Genomic DNA, 15946 nt, shown 5'->3' with positions numbered 1-15946 from the left:
AAGCCTCAACAAGCAACCGTTTTCGCTTTTCGTCGAGAATGTATAGAAAGTGAAAATGGTTTCTGCCGCCAGTCGCAGGCTCTGCCCCCCAATCAGGCACCCGCAGGCAGGGCCGACGGCGCAGCGCCTTCGAGATCAAGGAACGCCTTGAGCAGCGAAGCCACCGCCTCGGGCGCAGTCAGCACCCCCATGTGCGCCGCCCCGGCCACCACCTGGCGCCGCGCGCCGGGGATCTCGGCCAGCAGCGCCTCGTTGATCCGCGGCGCGAAGATCGGGCTGTCGGCGCCATCCATCAGCAACACCGGCAGGTCCAGGGCGGCCAGCTTGCCTTCAGACAGCATACCGGCCGGATCGCCGTAATTCGTATCCCGGATCGCGTCGATCAGATGGATGCGCGCCACGAAGCCAGCCCGTTGCGCCTCGGGCAGCGACGCCCAGGGGCGACCATCGCCCCAGACCCGCATGAAGGCCCGCGCAGCCCCTTCCCGGTCGCCTGCGGCAAAGGCAGTGGCGAAATCGGCGAGGTCGCGATCATGCTGCGCCTCCATGCCCGGAAAGGCCCGGAAGGCCGCGGTGAAGAAGACGGGTTCGTACAGCGCCAGAGAGCGCACCAGGTCCGGCCGGTCCACCGCCAGCCGAAGCGCCACGGTGGCCCCGAAACTGTGGCCGACCAGGTCCACCGGCCCGCCGCCCCAGTCCTCGATCACCCGCACCGCCATGTCACGGGCCTGTTCCTGGAAACTCTGCGCGGGGTCCCAATCGGCACTGCGCCCGTGCCCCGGCAGGTCGAAGGCGCGCATCTGCGCCAGCCCGTCCAGCGCTTGGGCGACCCCGCCCCAAGCCCCGGAATGCGCCAGGGAACAGTGGATCATCAACAGCTTGCGGCCCGTCTGCCCCCAGGTGCGCAGGCCGATCCCGTCCAAGGCGTCACTCATCCCAGCCGCCCCGCAAGGTAGGCGTCCAGGTCCGCCAGCCGGTCCTGACCCCAGAACCGCTCGGTCCCGTCGACGATGTAGAAGGGGGAGCCGAACACCCCCTCCGTCACCGCCTCCTCGGTGTAGCGCAGGAAGGTTTCGGCCCCGGTCAGCAGCCCGCTGTCGGCCAGGCCGGGATCAAACCCCGCCGCCTCCAGGGCCGCACGGATCACGTCATCCTCGGCAATGTTCTTTTCCTCCGCCCAGCAGGCGCGCATCAGAAGACGCACCAGCAGGCCAGTGTCACCGCCGCCCGCCCGATCCGCGGCGATGATGGCGTAGCAGGACGGCGCGGGGTTGGTCGGGAAAAACGCCGGCTCCAGCACCAGGTCCATACCCGTCTTCGCCTTGGCCCGGCGCAACTCCTGCATCCGGTACGCCTGCCGCGCGGGTGGCCGCTCGCCCAAGGGCTGCCCGCCGCTGCGGGCAAAAACCGCCATCAGATCAACGGGTTTGTAGCGGATCTGGGCCTCATGCTCGGCCGCGATCCGTTCCAACCCGTCGCCGGCCAGATAGGCCCAAGGCGAGATCGTCGTGAAATAGTAGTCAATGGTCCGCGACATCCTGGCGGCCCTCCCCTGCAGCGTGGTTTGGCAAGACGTTACCGGGGTGCTAAGGCGTGTTCAACGTCACGAATCTGTCATCCCCTGCCCTGTCGGGCCTGCTGCCTCCCGGAGACATCCTCATGCCGAATATCATCGAACCCAAGCTGATCGCGGGGAATTCGAACATGCCGCTTGCGACCTCGATCGCGCGCCGCATGTCGATGCACCGCGGCATGAACGTCGGCCTGGTCGACGCGCGGGTCGAACGCTTCAACGACGGCGAGATCTTCGTCGAGGTCTTCGAGAACGTCCGCGGCGAGGACATGTTCGTGATCCAGTCGACCTCGAACCCCGCCAACGACAACCTGATGGAACTGCTGATCATGACCGACGCCCTGCGTCGCTCCTCGGCCAGCCGCATCACCGCCGTGATCCCCTACTTCGGCTATGCCCGCCAGGACCGCCGCACCAAGGCCCGCACGCCCATCTCGGCCAAGCTGGTCGCCAACATGCTGGTCGAGGCCGGCGTGGAACGTGTCCTGACCATGGACCTGCACGCCGCGCAGATCCAGGGCTTCTTCGACATTCCGGTCGACAACCTCTACGCGAGCCCGATCTTCGCCCTGGACATCAAGGAGAAGTTCAAGGACCGCATCGACGAGATCATGGTCGTGTCCCCGGACGTCGGCGGCGTGGCCCGCGCCCGCGAACTGGCCAAGCGGATCAATGCGCCGTTGTCCATCGTCGACAAGCGCCGCGAGAAGCCCGGCGAAGTGGCCGAGATGACCGTCATCGGCGATGTGAAGGACAAGATCTGCGTCATCGTCGACGACATGTGCGACACCGCCGGCACCCTGTGCAAGGCGGCAGAGCTTCTGCTCGACTTCGGCGCGAAGGAAGTGCACGCCTATATCTCCCACGGCGTTCTGTCCGGCCCCGCGGTGCAGCGGATCACCAACTCCGTGATGGAGAACCTGGTGATCACCGATTCCATCGCCGCCACCGAACCGGTCGCCGCATGTGAGAAGATCCGCGTGCTGCCGACCGCCCCGATGTTCGCCCAGGCGATCCTGAACATCTGGAACGGCACCTCCGTCTCCTCGCTCTTCGAGCAGGGCACGCTGGAGCCGATCTACGAAGGCTTCTTCCGCGGCTGAGGCGCCAGTCGCCCGGCTCGACGGTTGCCCCCGAACGGATCCGTTGAGACGGGCTGCCCCGGCACGCCATGAGTATTTGAAACAAGGTGAAGACAGGAGGGCGCCGCCGCAGTGGCGCCCTCCTTTTTTAATGGAGAGCGTGCAACCTCCGCCCCCCGCGCCACAGGCACCGGTCAAACACCTCCCCTGTTCCTTCACGTCGTCAAAAATACTCCGGGGGAGTCCGCGTCAGCGGACGGGGGCAGAGCCCCCCTTCCCCTCACCGCTTCGCCGCGAAGAAGTTCTTCAACAGGGCTTCGGCCTCGGCGGCGGCGATTCCGTCGATCACCTCCGGCACGTGATGCGCCTGGGGGTGGGCGAAGATGCGCGGCCCCTGGGCCACCCCACCGGACTTGGGATCCGCTGCCCCATAGACCACACGCGCGATCCGGGCCGCGGAAATCACCGCAGCACAGAAGGGGCAGGGCTCCAGCGTGACGTAGAGCACATGGCCCGGCAGCCGCTCCGACCCGGCAGCGGCACAGGCGGCGCGGATCGCCAGGACCTCGGCATGGGCCGTGGGATCCGACAGCTCCCGCGTACGGTTGCCGGCCCGGGCCACGACCCGCCCATCGGGGGCGACCAGCACCGCGCCCACGGGGACCTCGCCGCGCGCCGCAGCCGCACTGGCCTCGTCCAGGGCCGCGTCCATGTGGGAGGTGAAGGGGGGCTGCGTGACGCTCATGCCCCTGTCTGGCGCGCGATGAATGCTTTCGCAAGCGCCCAAGCTGCGCTAGAGCCGGGACATGAGCCCGAAAAAACCGACGCGCCCCGGCGGCCCCCGCCCCGGCAGCCCCCGCCCTGACCGTCCCGCCAAACCCGGCCGCCCCCGGCGCCCCGGCCCGAAAGGGGCAACCACCGCCGACAGCGCCCCTGTCGCCGCCGCCCCGCAGGGCAGCGGATCCGACCGGATCGCCAAGGTCATGGCGCGCGCGGGCGTGGCCAGCCGTCGCGATGCGGAGAAGATCATCGAGGCAGGCCGCGTCAGCGTGAACGGCAAGGTCATCACCAGCCCGGCGCTGAACGTCACCGGCAAAGACAAGATCGTGGTGGACGGCAAGCCGCTCGGCCCGGCGGAACCGCCGCGCGTCTGGCTCTACCACAAGCCCACGGGGCTGGTGACCACCGCAAAGGACGAACAGGGCCGCGAGACCGTCTTCGACGCCCTGCCCGAGGATCTGCCCCGGGTGATGAGCGTGGGCCGGCTCGACCTCAACTCCGAAGGGCTGCTGCTGCTGACCAACGACGGTGAGGTGAAACGGCGGCTGGAGCTGCCCGAGACCGGCTGGGTGCGCAAGTACCGCGTGCGGGTCAAGGGCGCGCCGACCGATGCCACCCTCGCCCCCCTGCGCGACGGCGTAGTGGTCGACGGCGAACACTTCCAGCCCATGCAGGTCACCCTGGACCGGCAGCAGGGCGCCAATGCCTGGCTGACCGTCGGCCTGCGCGAGGGCCGCAACCGCGAGATCCGCCGCGCCATGGAAAACATCGGCCTGACGGTGAACCGGCTGATCCGCGTGAGTTACGGCCCCTTCCAGCTAGGCACCCTGAAGGCCGGTGAGGTCGAGGAGCTGCGCCCGCGCGTCCTGCGTGACCAGCTGGGGCTGGAGATCGACCCCGACGCCGCCCCCCGCCCGAAACGCTTGCCCCGCAAGGGCGCGGAGGCCGACAGCGGCACGCGCGGCTTTGCCGGGCAAGGCCCCCGGTCCGGCGCCAAGGAGACCCGCGCAGGCAAGGGGACGCGCGGCGGCAAAGGCGGGCTGATCGGCCGCGCCGAGCTGCGCGGTGGCAAGGGCGGCGCCCGTGACGGGCGATCTGCGGACAGCGCGCGGGAGGATGGACGGTCGGGCCGCAAGCCCGGTGGCGCCGCGCCCTTCGGTGGCAAGGGCGATGCCGGCAGGCCGCAGGGCGGCAAGGGTAGCCCGCGCCGCGACACCGGCGGCCCCTCGGGCCCGCGCAGCGGCCCCCACAAGGGACGGCCCGGCAACGGAAAGCCGCCGCGCGGATCGCGCTAGGCGCCGCTCCGTCCGGGGCCCCTCTTCTGACAGTTTGGTGACAATCCTCCTGGTGCGCCCCGTCTGGCCCGGTTTCCGGCGGGCCAGGGGTTTCACCTGCCCGTGGTCAGGGGCTAACCTGCTCCGACACCGCAGCGCCGGACATCGACCAAGGATTTGTTACATTCCGGTGCTTTGGCTGTGAGACACCCGCGAGAGGTGTCGGTCCATCCCGCGCGCCGCGAAGGCCGGGGGGCCGGCCCTCCGTCGGGCGCGATGAACAGGAGGAGAGCAGCAGATGTTGGAGGCCCTCCGCCAGGCCGCCAGTGCGACCCGATCCGAGGTCGACGCCGTCTCGGCGCTGGAATTGCCCGAACCCTCCCCCGCGCACAGTGCCCTGTCGCTGGAGGCGGTCAGCGATGCCTTTGCCGACCAGATCCGTGCGCGGATGGCCGATCTGGACATGGCAGATGCCGAGGCCCTGCGCGGGTTCGGGCGCGCCGGGGATGACGGGCTGGGGCGGATCAGCCGCGAAATGCTGCTCGCCCTGGACGCCGGGGAGAATACCCATATCGCGGGGGACCTGACGGCCCTGGCCCGGGCGCTGGCCGCGACCCAGTCCGGCGCCGCCTCTGCGCCCGATACCGCGTCAGCCCGCCTCACGCTGTGGCAAAGGCTGCGCCGCCGCCCCGCGCCCCGCGCAGGCCGGCAGGCGGCGGAGGCCTGGCGCCAGGTCGGGCGGCTGGCCGAGGACCTGCTTCGGCGACACCGTGACCTGATGGCGCGCCTGCGGCGGCTGGATATGCTCTATGAACAGGGGCTGGACCACTACGACGCCCTGGCCCTGGACCTGGCCGCCGGGAAGGAATGCCTGCGCCTGGCGCGGCTGGAACTGGCCATGCCCCGCCAGCCGGACCCAGCCACCCTAGCGGTGCCCCCGCCCTGCTGCGACGTGCTGGAACGGCGGCTGGAGGAGATGGCCGCCACACGTCACCGGGTGGCGCAGGCGCTGCCGCTGGTGCGGCTGGCGCAGGAGGAAGACAAGCGCCTGCTGGGGCATCTCTCGGACCTTCTGAGCCGCGCGCTGCCTGACTGCGCCCGCGCCGCAGAAACCACCCAGCCCGGCCCACAGGAGATAGCGCGCCACGACCATTGCCTGACCGCCCTTCTGCAGGGCCAGGCCCTCGCCGAACAGGGACAGGCCCGTCAGGAGATGGCGCGAGAGGCCCTGCATCAGATGGCACAGGCGCTGGCCGACCTGTCCGCCGGCGGCCATCCGCCGAAACCCTGACCCCGTCCCGCCCGGCGCCTCCCGATACGTTCACGGACCGGCGAAACCCCGCCCAGACAGGGGGCGACGGCACCCCGCCCGAGGGGGGCGGTCCTTTCCACAAAGGCCGTCCTGTCGTATGGGGAAGCGTGTAAATCGTACTCGGTGGGGGCCGAACGGTCATGACAGACAAGGCAGAGCCGCCCGCAGGCGGTCTTTCGCGGTCCGCAGATCCGCGCTCATCCGGGCGGCGGAGGGGCGCCGAGCGCTGGTCCTCGCGGATCCGTCCGCTGGCCCTCGGCCTGACCCTGCCGCTTCTGCTGTCGGGCTGTACCGACATGGCCGACCTCTTCGGCCCGAAGGGCCCGCCACAGGAAAGCCTGCGCCCCGTTCCGCGCACCGAAACCGCCGCACGGCCCGAGGTCGCCTCGGTCGAAAGCCGCCTGCTGGCGGCCTATTACGCCGAGGCCCAGACCCGGGATCTGGCCGCCGGGCTGTTGCGCCAGGACGGCGGCGGCGACGCCGAAGCGGCCCATGATCGCGACGACCTGGTGCGCAACTTCGAACGGATCGCCTTCTACAGCGAACACCGCCCCGGGGCCGGGCTGGCCGCCGGCGACGGCATGCCGGGCCAGTTGCTGCGCTGGCAGCAACCTGTGCGGATGCGGGTCACCTTCGGCACCTCCGTCGACGAGGCGACCCGGGACGATGACCGCGCGGTCCTGCGCGGCTACGCCCGCCGCCTGGCCCACGCCACGGGCCATTCGATCGGACTGGGCACCGGTCCGGGCGGCAATTTCCACGTGCTGGTGATGGGCGAAGACGACCGCGAAGAGGCCATTGCCGAGCTACGCAGCCTCGTGCCCAACCTGTCGGCAAGCACGAGGAACACCCTGCGCACCCTGCCCCGCGACATCCCCTGCCTGGTGATGGGCTTTGCCGCGGCGGGCAACCCTGCGACCTATGACCTGGCAGTCGCCCTGGTGCGGGCTGAGCTGCCGGAGCTGATGCGCCGCGCCTGTTTCCACGAGGAGATCGCCCAGGGCCTTGGCCTGCGCAACGACAGCCGTGCCGCGCGTCCCTCCATCTTCAACGACGATGGCGAGTTCGCCTTGCTGACGGCTCAGGACGAGATGATGCTGGAGATCCTCTACGACAGCCGACTGCGCCCGGGCATGTCGCTGGACGAAGCCCACCCGATCATCGAGCAGATCGCGGCAGAGCTGATGCCGGAGGTCACCGCGGACGCCAGCACGCTCTGACCGCAGGCTTACCAGCCTGCGGGGGGCACCGGGTCAGGCGGCTTCGGCCAGAAGTTCGGTGATCCGATCGGTCAGCGCGCCACGCCGCCCCTCGAATTCCATCCCCGTCAGGGCCGCAATCGCCGCGTCGGCCCGGCCCTGCTCGATCATGCGCTGCACCGCGCCGGCATAGGCGTGGAAATCATCGTGCAGCAGGCAAAGCTCGGCCACATAGGGATCGGAGGGGGCCTGCCGCCGCATCTCCCCCAGGCACCGTCCCAGCCGGCACTGGCTTTCATCCTGCGAGCGCAGATGCACCAGGCCAGAGCGGCGTCCGCGCCGCAGGCGCAGGGCCATTTCCAGATGCAGGTCGCGCCAGCGGTCCAGCGCATCTCGCGCCGCTTCCAGTTCGTCGATCAGGTCGGGTCGATAGAACATGTCACACCTCCTCATCACGGCAACATGCAAGCATCCTCGGCGCTTTTCCTTTCCCCGATCTTGAACCCCGGGCATTTCGCCCGCGGCGCCCCCCTCGCGCCGCCTCCCCGGATCGGCTAGGCCTTGGAAAAAGAAGGAGAGATGCGATGCGGGCATTGCTGCAACGGGTGAACGAGGCGAAGGTCGAGATCGACGGCGAAACGGTGGGACGCTGCGGGCGCGGCCTGATGATCCTGGTCTGCGCCATGCAGGGCGACACGACGGCCCAGGCGGAGAAGCTGGCGGCGCGGGTCGCAAAGCTGCGCATCTTCGAGGATGAGGCCGGCAAGATGAACCGCTCCCTCCGGGACATCGAGGGGTCAGCGCTGGTGGTCAGCCAGTTCACCCTGGCCGCCGACACCTCGCGCGGCAACCGCCCCGGCTTTTCCGCGGCCGCCGCGCCGGAGGACGGCCGCGCCTTGTACGAGCATTTCGCCAAGGCGCTGGCGGAGCAGGAGAGCATCCCCGTCGAGACGGGCCGTTTCGGCGCCGACATGCAGGTCAGTCTCACGAACGACGGCCCGGTGACAATCTGGGTGGAAGTCTAGTATCGTCTTCGCGCCCGATCCGCCCGGTGGGGGTGTCGCGCACCGCGCGACGGAGCGGAGCGCCCGGGCGTCACTTCAGACGGACACCTCGGCCATCAGCTCGTCCTTGGTCAGCTCGGACTTGCTGCCCGACGCCGTGACCGCGCCACGGCGCAGCACGTAGAACTTGTCCGCCAGTCCATAGGCGAACTCGAAATACTGCTCGACCAGCACGATCGCCATGTCCCCCCGGTCGCGCAGGTATTCGATGACCCGGCCGATCTGCTGGATGATGTTGGGCTGGATCCCCTCCGTCGGTTCGTCCAGCAGCAGCAGCTTCGGCTTGGTCAGCATGGCCCGGGCGATGGCCAGCTGTTGCTGCTGCCCGCCCGACAGGTCGCCGCCGCGCCGGTTCAGGAAATCCTTCAGGATCGGAAACAGCTCGTAGATCTCGTCGGGTATGTGGTGTTCGGACCGCGGCAGGCAGGCATAGGCCGTCTCCATGTTCTCCTGCACCGTCAAGAGCGGGAAGATCATCCGCCCCTGGGGCACATAGCCGATCCCCTTCTGCGCCAACATATGGGCGGGCAGCCGCCCCAGATCCTCGCCATCCAGCGCCATGGTTCCGCCCGAGCGCGGGTGCGTCCCCGAAATGGCCTTCAGCAGAGAGGTCTTGCCCACCCCGTTGGTGCCCATGATGCAGGTCACCTGCCCCTGGGCGGCAGAGAGGTCGATCCCGTTCAGGATCTGGCTTTGACCGTAGTGGAGGGTCAGTCCGTTCACTTCCAGCATCTCAGCGCCCCAGGTAAACTTCGATGACCCGCGGGTCGGCGGTGACATGATCGATAGAGCCTTCGGCCAGCACCGATCCCTCGTGCAGTACGGTCACCTTGCAACCGAGGCGGCGGACGAATTCCATGTCATGTTCCACAACCACCACGGCGCGGGTCCTGGCCAGCGACACCAGCAGGTCAGTCGTATGTTCGCGTTCCGCCAGCGTCATGCCGGCGGCGGGTTCGTCGACCAGCATCAGGCGCGGCTCCTGCGCCAGCAGCATGCCGATCTCCAGCCATTGCTTCTGTCCGTGCGACAGCTCACCAGAGGTGCGCGACAGGAAGGCGGCCAGGCCCACCTCTTCGGCCAGTTCGCCCACCCGGGCGCGGTCGGCGCGGGTCGGGCGGTAGAAGAGGCAGGCGAAGGCGCCGCGCGGGTTCTTCAGCGCCATCAGCAGGTTGTCGAAGACCGACTGGTCCTCGAAGACCGTGGGACGCTGGAATTTCCGCCCCAGCCCGGCCTGGGCGATCTTCGATTCCCGCATCTTCAGCAGGTTGCGCGACAGCTCCCCCCACAGCACCTTGCCCTCATCCGGTTTCGTCTTGCCGGTGACGATATCCATGAAGGTGGTCTTGCCGGCCCCATTGGGGCCGATGATGGCGCGCAGCTCCGCCTCACCGATAGAGAAGCTGAGGTTGTTGATCGCCTTGAACCCGTCGAAGCTGACGGAGACGCCGGAGACTTCTAGAAGCGCGCTCATTTCCGGCCCTCCTCTTCGCGCAGGGCGCCCTTGTCGGGGCCGTAGTCGGCGCCGTGGCGATCAGGGGCCACGCGGGCCGAGACCAGATCGACCAGCCCGCCGATGCCCTTGGGCGCAAAGAGCGTGACCAGAACGAAGCTGAGGCCCAGCAGGACCAGCCACCAGTCCACCCAGTCGACGGTGTAGACCCCCAGCGGGATCGAGGGCACCATGCCGCCGGTGAACCAGGTTGAGACGAGGCTGACCACCGCCGCGCCGATCACCGCGCCGTAGAGCCGCCCGCGCCCGCCGATGGCGACCCAGACCGCCAAGTAGATCGAGGCAATGGGCGCCACTTCGCCCGGGTTGATGATGCCCGCCTGCGGGTAGTAGAGGGCGCCGGCCACGGCGGCGATGATGGCCGTGAAGGTGAAGATGAAGAGCTTGTAGCCCTCGACCGAGTAGCCGAGGAAGCGCACCCGTGCCTCGTCATCGCGGATGCCGCGCACTACCGAGCCGAATTTGCCCGAGACCACCCAGGCGCAGAGCACATAGCCCAGGCCGAGCGCCAGCGCGGAGGCCCAGAGGAACCACAGGGAGATCCAGTCCTGCCCCGCCTCCACGCCCGGCAGGTTCTGCAGACCCGACAGGCCATTGTTGCCGCGCAGCCCGCTTTCGTTCTGGAAGAGGTAGAGCGACAGGGCCAGGGTCATCGCCTGGGTCAGGATCGACAGATAGACGCCGGTGACGCGCGAGCGGAAGGCCAGCCAGCCGAACACCAGCGCCAGCAGCCCCGGCACCAGCACCACCAGCGCCAGTTGCAGCGGCAGGGAATGGGCGAAGGCCCAGATCGCGGGGAAGTCCGAGCTGCCGACGACGCCGAAGATCTGGCTGCCGATGGCATCGCGCACCTCATCCGGCGTGGGTGGTATGGCGGCATTGGCCAGGCTTTCGGCCACGATGATCTCGGTCCGGGCGTACATCAGCCACATGCCGATCATGTAGCCGCCCAGCCCGAAGAAGGCAAAATGGCCGAGCGACAGGATCCCGCAGTAGCCCCAGACCAGATCCATGGCGATGGCCACGAGGCAGAGGCAGAGGGTGCGGCCCAGCGTCTTGATGAAGGAGGTCGAGATCATCTCGGCGCCGAGCGCGTGCGACATCAGCGTCACCGCGAGGGTGAAGACCGCGAGGCAGGCGAGGAAGATCAGGACCGACGGGTTGCGGGCGATGAAGCTCTGTCTCATGCGGGGGCCTCCGTCGCGGGGGTCGCGGGGGGGCGCTGCCCCCCGGCGCCGGGGGCGCCGCACCCCGGAGTATTTCCGGCCGTCGGATGAACAGGGAGGGGCGCGAAGATCAGGCCCGCCAAAGGGGTGGTGAGGGAGATCACGAGCTGCCCTCCTCATCATTGTCCGGGCGGCCGCCGTCGATGACGGGCAGCGGCGGGCGGTCGAGATTGGCGGGGGGGTGGTACTGGAACATGGGGGTCAATCTCCGGCTGCGCGGCCCTTGAGGGCGATGATGCCGCGGGGGCGGAACTGGATGAAGATGATGATGAAGACGATCATGTAGGTCTGGGCCGCCAGGGTGTTGGACGGGTAGACCCACTCGATCCCCTTCTGCAGGAAGCCGATCATCGTGGCGCCCAGAAGCGTGCCCCAGATGTTGCCGACACCGCCCACGACCACGGTCATGAAGCTCTGCACGATGTACTGCTGGCCGATTTCCGAGGTGACCTGAGCATAGAGCCCGATGGCGACGCCCGCGATGCCGGCGATGCCGGAGCCCAGGCCGAAGGTCAGCATGTTCACCCGGTCGGGGTTGATCCCCATGGAGGCGGCCATCTTCGGATTCTGGGTCACCGCGCGGGTTTCCAGGCCAAGGCGCGTCTTCTTCATCATGAAGAGGAAGAGAGCGAGGAAGATCAGCGCCAGCACGAAGATGGCGATGCGGATGTAGCTGATGCCGACGATGTCGTTCATCACCCAGGATCCGTTCAGCCAGTCGGGCGAGGTCAGCGGGCGGGCCTGGGTGCCGAAGATGTTCTTGGCCAGCTGTTGCAGCGCGATGGAGACGCCGAAGGTGGCCAGCAGGGTTTCCAGCGGGCGGGAGTAGAGCCAGCGGATCACCAGCCGCTCCATGGCGACGCCGGCGGCGAAGGTCACCGCGAAGGCCGTAGGGATCGCGACGAGGATCGACACGGTATAATCGGGGATCACCTGTTGCAGCACGTAGCCGGTATAGGCGCCCATCATGATGAACTCGCCATGGGCCATGTTGATGACCCCCATCACGCCGAAGGTGATGGCCAGGCCGATGGCCGCCAGGAAGTAGATCGAACCGAGCGACAACGCATCCAGCGCCAGGTCCAACACCTGGTTCAGCGCCACCATGCGCGAGATCGAGGCCAGCGCGGCATTGGCGGCGCCGGTCACCTCGGCATCGGCTTCGGCATAGGTTTCATAGAAGACATGATCGGCCAGGGAGCTGTCGATGTCGGCCTCGGTCGCCGCCGGCTCCACCAGCCCCTCGGCCACCAGCGCGTCGAAGGCCCGATCGCGGGCGGCCGGATTCGAGAGTTCGGAGAGCGGAACGCCGGCCACGGCGCCGTCCTCGATATGATCGGCCAGGGTGCTGCGCAGATCGTCGGAGGAGACCAGCGGCGGCGCCAGCCCCTCGTCGACCAGCAACTGGTAGGCTTCGGTGCGGGGGAGCGCCTCGGAGCCGGGACGCAGCTCTCGGGCGATGTTGCGGCCCTCGGGCAGATCCGTGGCCGCGCTGCGGGTGGTGGCGACCAGCGGGTTCAACGCCGCGCGCACCGCAACATCCAGGTTGCCCGCGACGCTTTCGATGGCCGCGATCCGGTCGACCTTGTCGTCGGCATAGCCGATGGTCAGCAGGGTCAGCAGCTGTTCCTTGCGGGCGCGCAGGCCCTGGTCCGTCTCACTGTCGATGGAGGCGCGCAGGGGGCCAAGGTGGCTGGCCTCGCCGTTGCGGTCGATGCTGTCCAGCGCCTCGGCGCGGATGGCCGGATCGGGATCCTCCAGCTGGAAGCGCACCAGCGCGGCCCCGATCAGGCCCCGGATGCCGGAATTTGGGCGCAGGTCCTCGTAGCCATCGTCGTCCTCCAGCGTCATCACCTCGGCGCCGGTATCGACGTCGAAGAGGTGATAGATGCGGTCGTCGTCACGGGTCACGCGGTAGAAGGTCAGGTCGGCCTCGTTCACCCAGATCTCGCGCTCCGCCCAGGCGACCAGGAAATCCGGCGCCTGCGGCAGGCCGGATGCGGCCACGGCGTCGATGGCGGGCTGGATCGTACGGCGGGAGCTGTCGAGGAAAAGCTCCGCCTGCTCCTGCAGGATCGGCTGGAGCGAGGCGGCGTCCTCGGCGCTGTCAGTCTGGGCCAGGGCCGACGGCACCGGCAGGACGAAGGCGGCACACGCGATCAGCAGCGTCGCGACAACCTGAATGAGACGTTTGGGCATTTTGGTCCTGCGGCGGAAGGTCAGCGAGCCGGGCGGGACGGCAGGGAGGAGGGTGCCGGCCCGCCCGGACCACCCGGGCGAAGAAGTTCCGCCCGGGACGTTCGGGGTCAGATCAGTAGTTGGATTGTTTCTGCACGCAGGTTTCGGTCTCGGTGTTGTACATACCGCAGTCGAGGCCCGGCCAGTCGGAGGTCAGCACCGCGGATTCCGGCAGGAAGTCGGTCCAGGCGTCGCCCGGCACCGGATCGGTTTCCGAGATGATGTCGAACTGGCCGTCTTCGAGGATCTCACCGATCAGCACCGGCTTGGTCAGGTGGTGGTTCGGCAGCATTTCCGCGGTGCCGCCGGTGAGGTTCGGGAAGGTCTGGCCGACCATCGCCTCGATCACCGTGTCGACATCGGTGGTGCCCGATTCCTCGACCGCGTTCGCCCACATGTTGAAGCCGATGTAATGGGCTTCCATCGGGTCGTTGGTCACGCGGTCCTCACCGGCGAAGTCCTTCCACGCGGCGATGAACTCTTCGTTCTCAGCGGTGTCGGCGGACTGGAAGTAGTTCCAGGCGGCCAGGTGGCCGACCAGCTCAGAGGTGTCGAAGCCCGACAGTTCCTCTTCGCCCACGGAGAAGGCGACAACGGGGATATCCTCGGCCGAGACGCCCTGCGCGGCCAGTTCCTTGTAGAAGCCCACGTTGGCGTCGCCGTTGATGGTCGAGATCACGCCGACCTTCTTGCCGTCAGCGCCCAGGGCCACGACGTCCGACACGATCTTGGACCAGTCGGAATGGCCGAAGGGGGTGTAGTTGACGAAGATGTCTTCCTCCGCGATCCCCTTGTCCATCAGGTAGGATTCGAGAATGTTGTTGGTGGTGCGGGGATAGACGTAGTCGGTGCCCAGCAGGGCGAACTTCTCGACGCCCAGTTCCTCCAGGTAGTAATCCGTGGCCGGGATCGCCTGCTGGTTCGGCGCGGCGCCGGTGTAGAACACGTTGTAGGAGCTTTCCTCGCCCTCGTACTGGACCGGGTAGAACAGCAGGCCGTTCAGTTCCTCGATCACCGGCAGGACGGATTTGCGGCTGACGGAGGTCCAGCAGCCGAATATCACGTCGACATCGGACACGGTCAGCAGCTCGCGCGCCTTTTCGGCGAAGAGCGGCCAGTCGGAGGCAGGATCGACAACCACCGCTTCCAGCTGCTTGCCCATGACGCCGCCCTTGGCGTTCTGCTGCTCGATGAGCATCAGCATGGTGTCCTTCAGCGTGGTTTCCGAGATCGCCATCGTGCCGGAAAGCGAGTGCAGGATGCCGACCTTGATCGTGTCGTCCTGCGCCATCGCCGCGCCCGACATCAGGGCCGTGGCCGCGGTCGCGCTCAGCATCATTTTCTTGAAATGCGACATTGGATGGTATTCCCCTTCATGGTGCCGCCTCGGGCACAGGGGATCGGCCACGGTTGGAACCGCGGGCTAACCGTCCTATATCTCCCCGAGCGACTTTTTATAAAAGTTGCTTCTCCGTGCGATGGTGACCGAACCGCCAGATTGGAAGCCACCGCACATTTTGCTTTCACGCCGTCTTGCGCGGCGCGTTTCGATGAACGCCGGTTCGGCAGTTTTTTCCTACATTCACGGCCAAGTGACCGCGTGAAAGCCCGGGCCTCGCGGGCAATTGCACATTTAACATGCAGGTTTTGCCGCGAATGCCCTGAAAACAGTCACCCAACGAGGGCGCCGGCCTTCCATGTGAAGATGTCGCTGCGTCAGCCCGTGTCGCGTCTCCCCCGGGACAGCGCTGCTGAACAGGGGGCGGATGCGGCTTCGAGGCTATTCCGGCCTGCCTCCGCCCCGCTGATGGCGGGGACGCGCAACGGGTCAGACAGCGGAAGGTGTCGGACGAGGGGCCGGCTCAGGCGCCGCCGGTGTCCTCATGCGGCGCGGCACTGTCCTCGAAACTGAACTCGGGCAGCGCAGCAAAGGCATCGCGCAGGGCCACGCCCCAACCGGAGGAGATGTCCTGGAAATAGGGATCGTCGGCCTCGATCCGGCCCGTGCGGCCAAGGTGCAGGCTGTCGGCCTCGTAGACGTGGTAATCCAGCGGCAGGGCGACCGAAAGGTTGGCCTTAATGGTGCTGTCGAAACTGACCAGAACCAGCTTCATCGCATCTTCGAAGGACATGTCGGCCTCATAGGCGCGCACCAGGATCGGGCGGCCGTACTTGGTCTCTCCGATCTGGAAAAACGGTGTGTCGGCAGAGGCTTCGATGAAATTGCCCTCGGGGTAGATCAGGTAGATCCGCGGTTCTCCCCCGGCGATCTGCCCCCCCAGCAGGATGGTGGCAGAGAAGGTCGAGCTGGCCTTCTGCCCGTTGTCGTCATGGCGCGAGATCACCTCGCGCAGGGTCTGCCCGATCAACCCGGCGACCTGGAACATGGTCGGCAGTTGGAGGATGTCGGGGCTGCGTTCGTCGGGGCTCTTGGAGCGTTCCTGCAACAGGCTGACCACCGCCTGGGTGGTGGCCAGGTTGCCCGCCGTCATCAGCGTGATGCAGCGTTCCCCCGGCACCTCGAAGTGCACCATCTTGCGGAAGGTGGAGATGTTGTCGACGCCGGAGTTGGTCCGCGTGTCCGACATGAACAGCAGGCCACGATCCAGTTGCAGGGCAACGCAATAGGTCATCTGGCGTCAAAGCTCCGATAGCAGGCCCGCGAGGGAATCGGGCAGCGTCACT

Annotated in this window: 15 protein-coding genes; 5 read left to right on the top strand and 10 right to left on the bottom strand. The window is 67.7% G+C overall.

Annotation, left to right across the window (positions count from 1 at the left end; genetic code table 11):
• Positions 1–92: 92 nt before the first annotated feature.
• A complete protein-coding gene (locus CVM50_RS02550; RefSeq protein ID WP_232618130.1) occupies positions 93–935 on the bottom strand; it encodes an alpha/beta fold hydrolase in 843 nt (280 codons plus the stop codon).
• Complete coding sequence (locus CVM50_RS02545) at positions 932–1537, bottom strand: 2-hydroxychromene-2-carboxylate isomerase (RefSeq protein WP_085886266.1); 606 nt, start codon at positions 1535–1537, stop codon at positions 932–934. The genes CVM50_RS02550 and CVM50_RS02545 overlap by 4 nt, the downstream gene beginning before the upstream one ends.
• 122 nt (positions 1538–1659) lie before the next feature.
• On the opposite strand from CVM50_RS02545, the gene CVM50_RS02540 reads away from it, so the two are divergent.
• Positions 1660–2676, top strand: coding sequence for a ribose-phosphate pyrophosphokinase (locus tag CVM50_RS02540; protein WP_085886629.1), 1017 nt, complete (start codon positions 1660–1662; stop codon positions 2674–2676).
• Positions 2677–2935: 259 nt separating this feature from the next.
• On the opposite strand, the gene CVM50_RS02535 is transcribed toward CVM50_RS02540, so the two are convergent.
• Positions 2936–3400 (bottom strand): nucleoside deaminase, encoded by a 465-nt coding sequence (locus CVM50_RS02535; RefSeq protein ID WP_085886267.1) that lies wholly within the window; start codon positions 3398–3400, stop codon positions 2936–2938.
• Between the two features lie 61 nt (positions 3401–3461).
• On the opposite strand from CVM50_RS02535, the gene CVM50_RS02530 reads away from it, so the two are divergent.
• From CVM50_RS02530 to CVM50_RS02520, 3 genes are all read left to right on the top strand, one after another.
• On the top strand, positions 3462–4730 hold the full coding sequence (locus tag CVM50_RS02530; RefSeq protein WP_085886268.1) for a pseudouridine synthase: 1269 nt from the start codon (positions 3462–3464) through the stop codon (positions 4728–4730).
• Between the two features lie 277 nt (positions 4731–5007).
• Positions 5008–6000, top strand: a complete 993-nt coding sequence (locus tag CVM50_RS02525) for a toxic anion resistance protein (protein WP_085886269.1) — start codon at positions 5008–5010, stop codon at positions 5998–6000.
• A gap of 161 nt (positions 6001–6161) precedes the next feature.
• Positions 6162–7241 carry a DUF2927 domain-containing protein gene (locus tag CVM50_RS02520; protein WP_085886270.1) on the top strand — a complete coding sequence of 360 codons (1080 nt, stop codon included), beginning with the start codon at positions 6162–6164 and terminating at the stop codon, positions 7239–7241.
• Between the two features lie 33 nt (positions 7242–7274).
• Here CVM50_RS02520 and CVM50_RS02515 read toward each other — a convergent pair whose 3' ends face one another.
• Positions 7275–7658 (bottom strand): CZB domain-containing protein, encoded by a 384-nt coding sequence (locus CVM50_RS02515; RefSeq protein ID WP_085886271.1) that lies wholly within the window; start codon positions 7656–7658, stop codon positions 7275–7277.
• A 146-nt stretch (positions 7659–7804) separates the two neighbouring features.
• Between CVM50_RS02515 and dtd the strand changes: the two genes are divergently transcribed.
• Complete coding sequence (gene dtd / locus CVM50_RS02510) at positions 7805–8245, top strand: D-aminoacyl-tRNA deacylase (protein ID WP_085886272.1); 441 nt, start codon at positions 7805–7807, stop codon at positions 8243–8245.
• Between the two features lie 75 nt (positions 8246–8320).
• Here dtd and urtE read toward each other — a convergent pair whose 3' ends face one another.
• The 6 genes from urtE to CVM50_RS02480 all read right to left on the bottom strand — a co-directional run bounded on the left by urtE (position 8321) and on the right by CVM50_RS02480 (position 15894).
• A complete protein-coding gene (gene urtE, locus CVM50_RS02505) occupies positions 8321–9016 on the bottom strand; it encodes an urea ABC transporter ATP-binding subunit UrtE (RefSeq protein WP_085886273.1) in 696 nt (231 codons plus the stop codon).
• 1 nt (position 9017) lies between these two features.
• Positions 9018–9758 (bottom strand): urea ABC transporter ATP-binding protein UrtD, encoded by a 741-nt coding sequence (gene urtD, locus CVM50_RS02500; protein WP_085886274.1) that lies wholly within the window; start codon positions 9756–9758, stop codon positions 9018–9020.
• Positions 9755–10984 (bottom strand): urea ABC transporter permease subunit UrtC, encoded by a 1230-nt coding sequence (urtC, locus tag CVM50_RS02495; protein ID WP_085886275.1) that lies wholly within the window; start codon positions 10982–10984, stop codon positions 9755–9757. The genes urtD and urtC overlap by 4 nt, the downstream gene beginning before the upstream one ends.
• A 240-nt stretch (positions 10985–11224) precedes the next feature.
• Positions 11225–13222, bottom strand: coding sequence for an urea ABC transporter permease subunit UrtB (gene urtB, locus CVM50_RS02490; protein ID WP_085886276.1), 1998 nt, complete (start codon positions 13220–13222; stop codon positions 11225–11227).
• A 112-nt stretch (positions 13223–13334) separates the two neighbouring features.
• Positions 13335–14597, bottom strand: a complete 1263-nt coding sequence (urtA, locus tag CVM50_RS02485; RefSeq protein ID WP_408634036.1) for an urea ABC transporter substrate-binding protein — start codon at positions 14595–14597, stop codon at positions 13335–13337.
• 526 nt (positions 14598–15123) lie between these two features.
• Positions 15124–15894: a proteasome-type protease gene (locus CVM50_RS02480; protein ID WP_085886278.1), complete on the bottom strand. Its 771-nt coding sequence runs from the start codon at positions 15892–15894 to the stop codon at positions 15124–15126.
• Positions 15895–15946: the final 52 nt, after the last annotated feature.

The sequence above is a fragment of the Pseudooceanicola marinus genome (assembly GCF_002786295.1).
Taxonomy (GTDB): Bacteria; Pseudomonadota; Alphaproteobacteria; order Rhodobacterales; family Rhodobacteraceae; genus Pseudooceanicola; species Pseudooceanicola marinus.
Note: the sequence above shows the minus strand (reverse complement) of the source record. Positions and strands in the feature narration are given on the sequence as shown.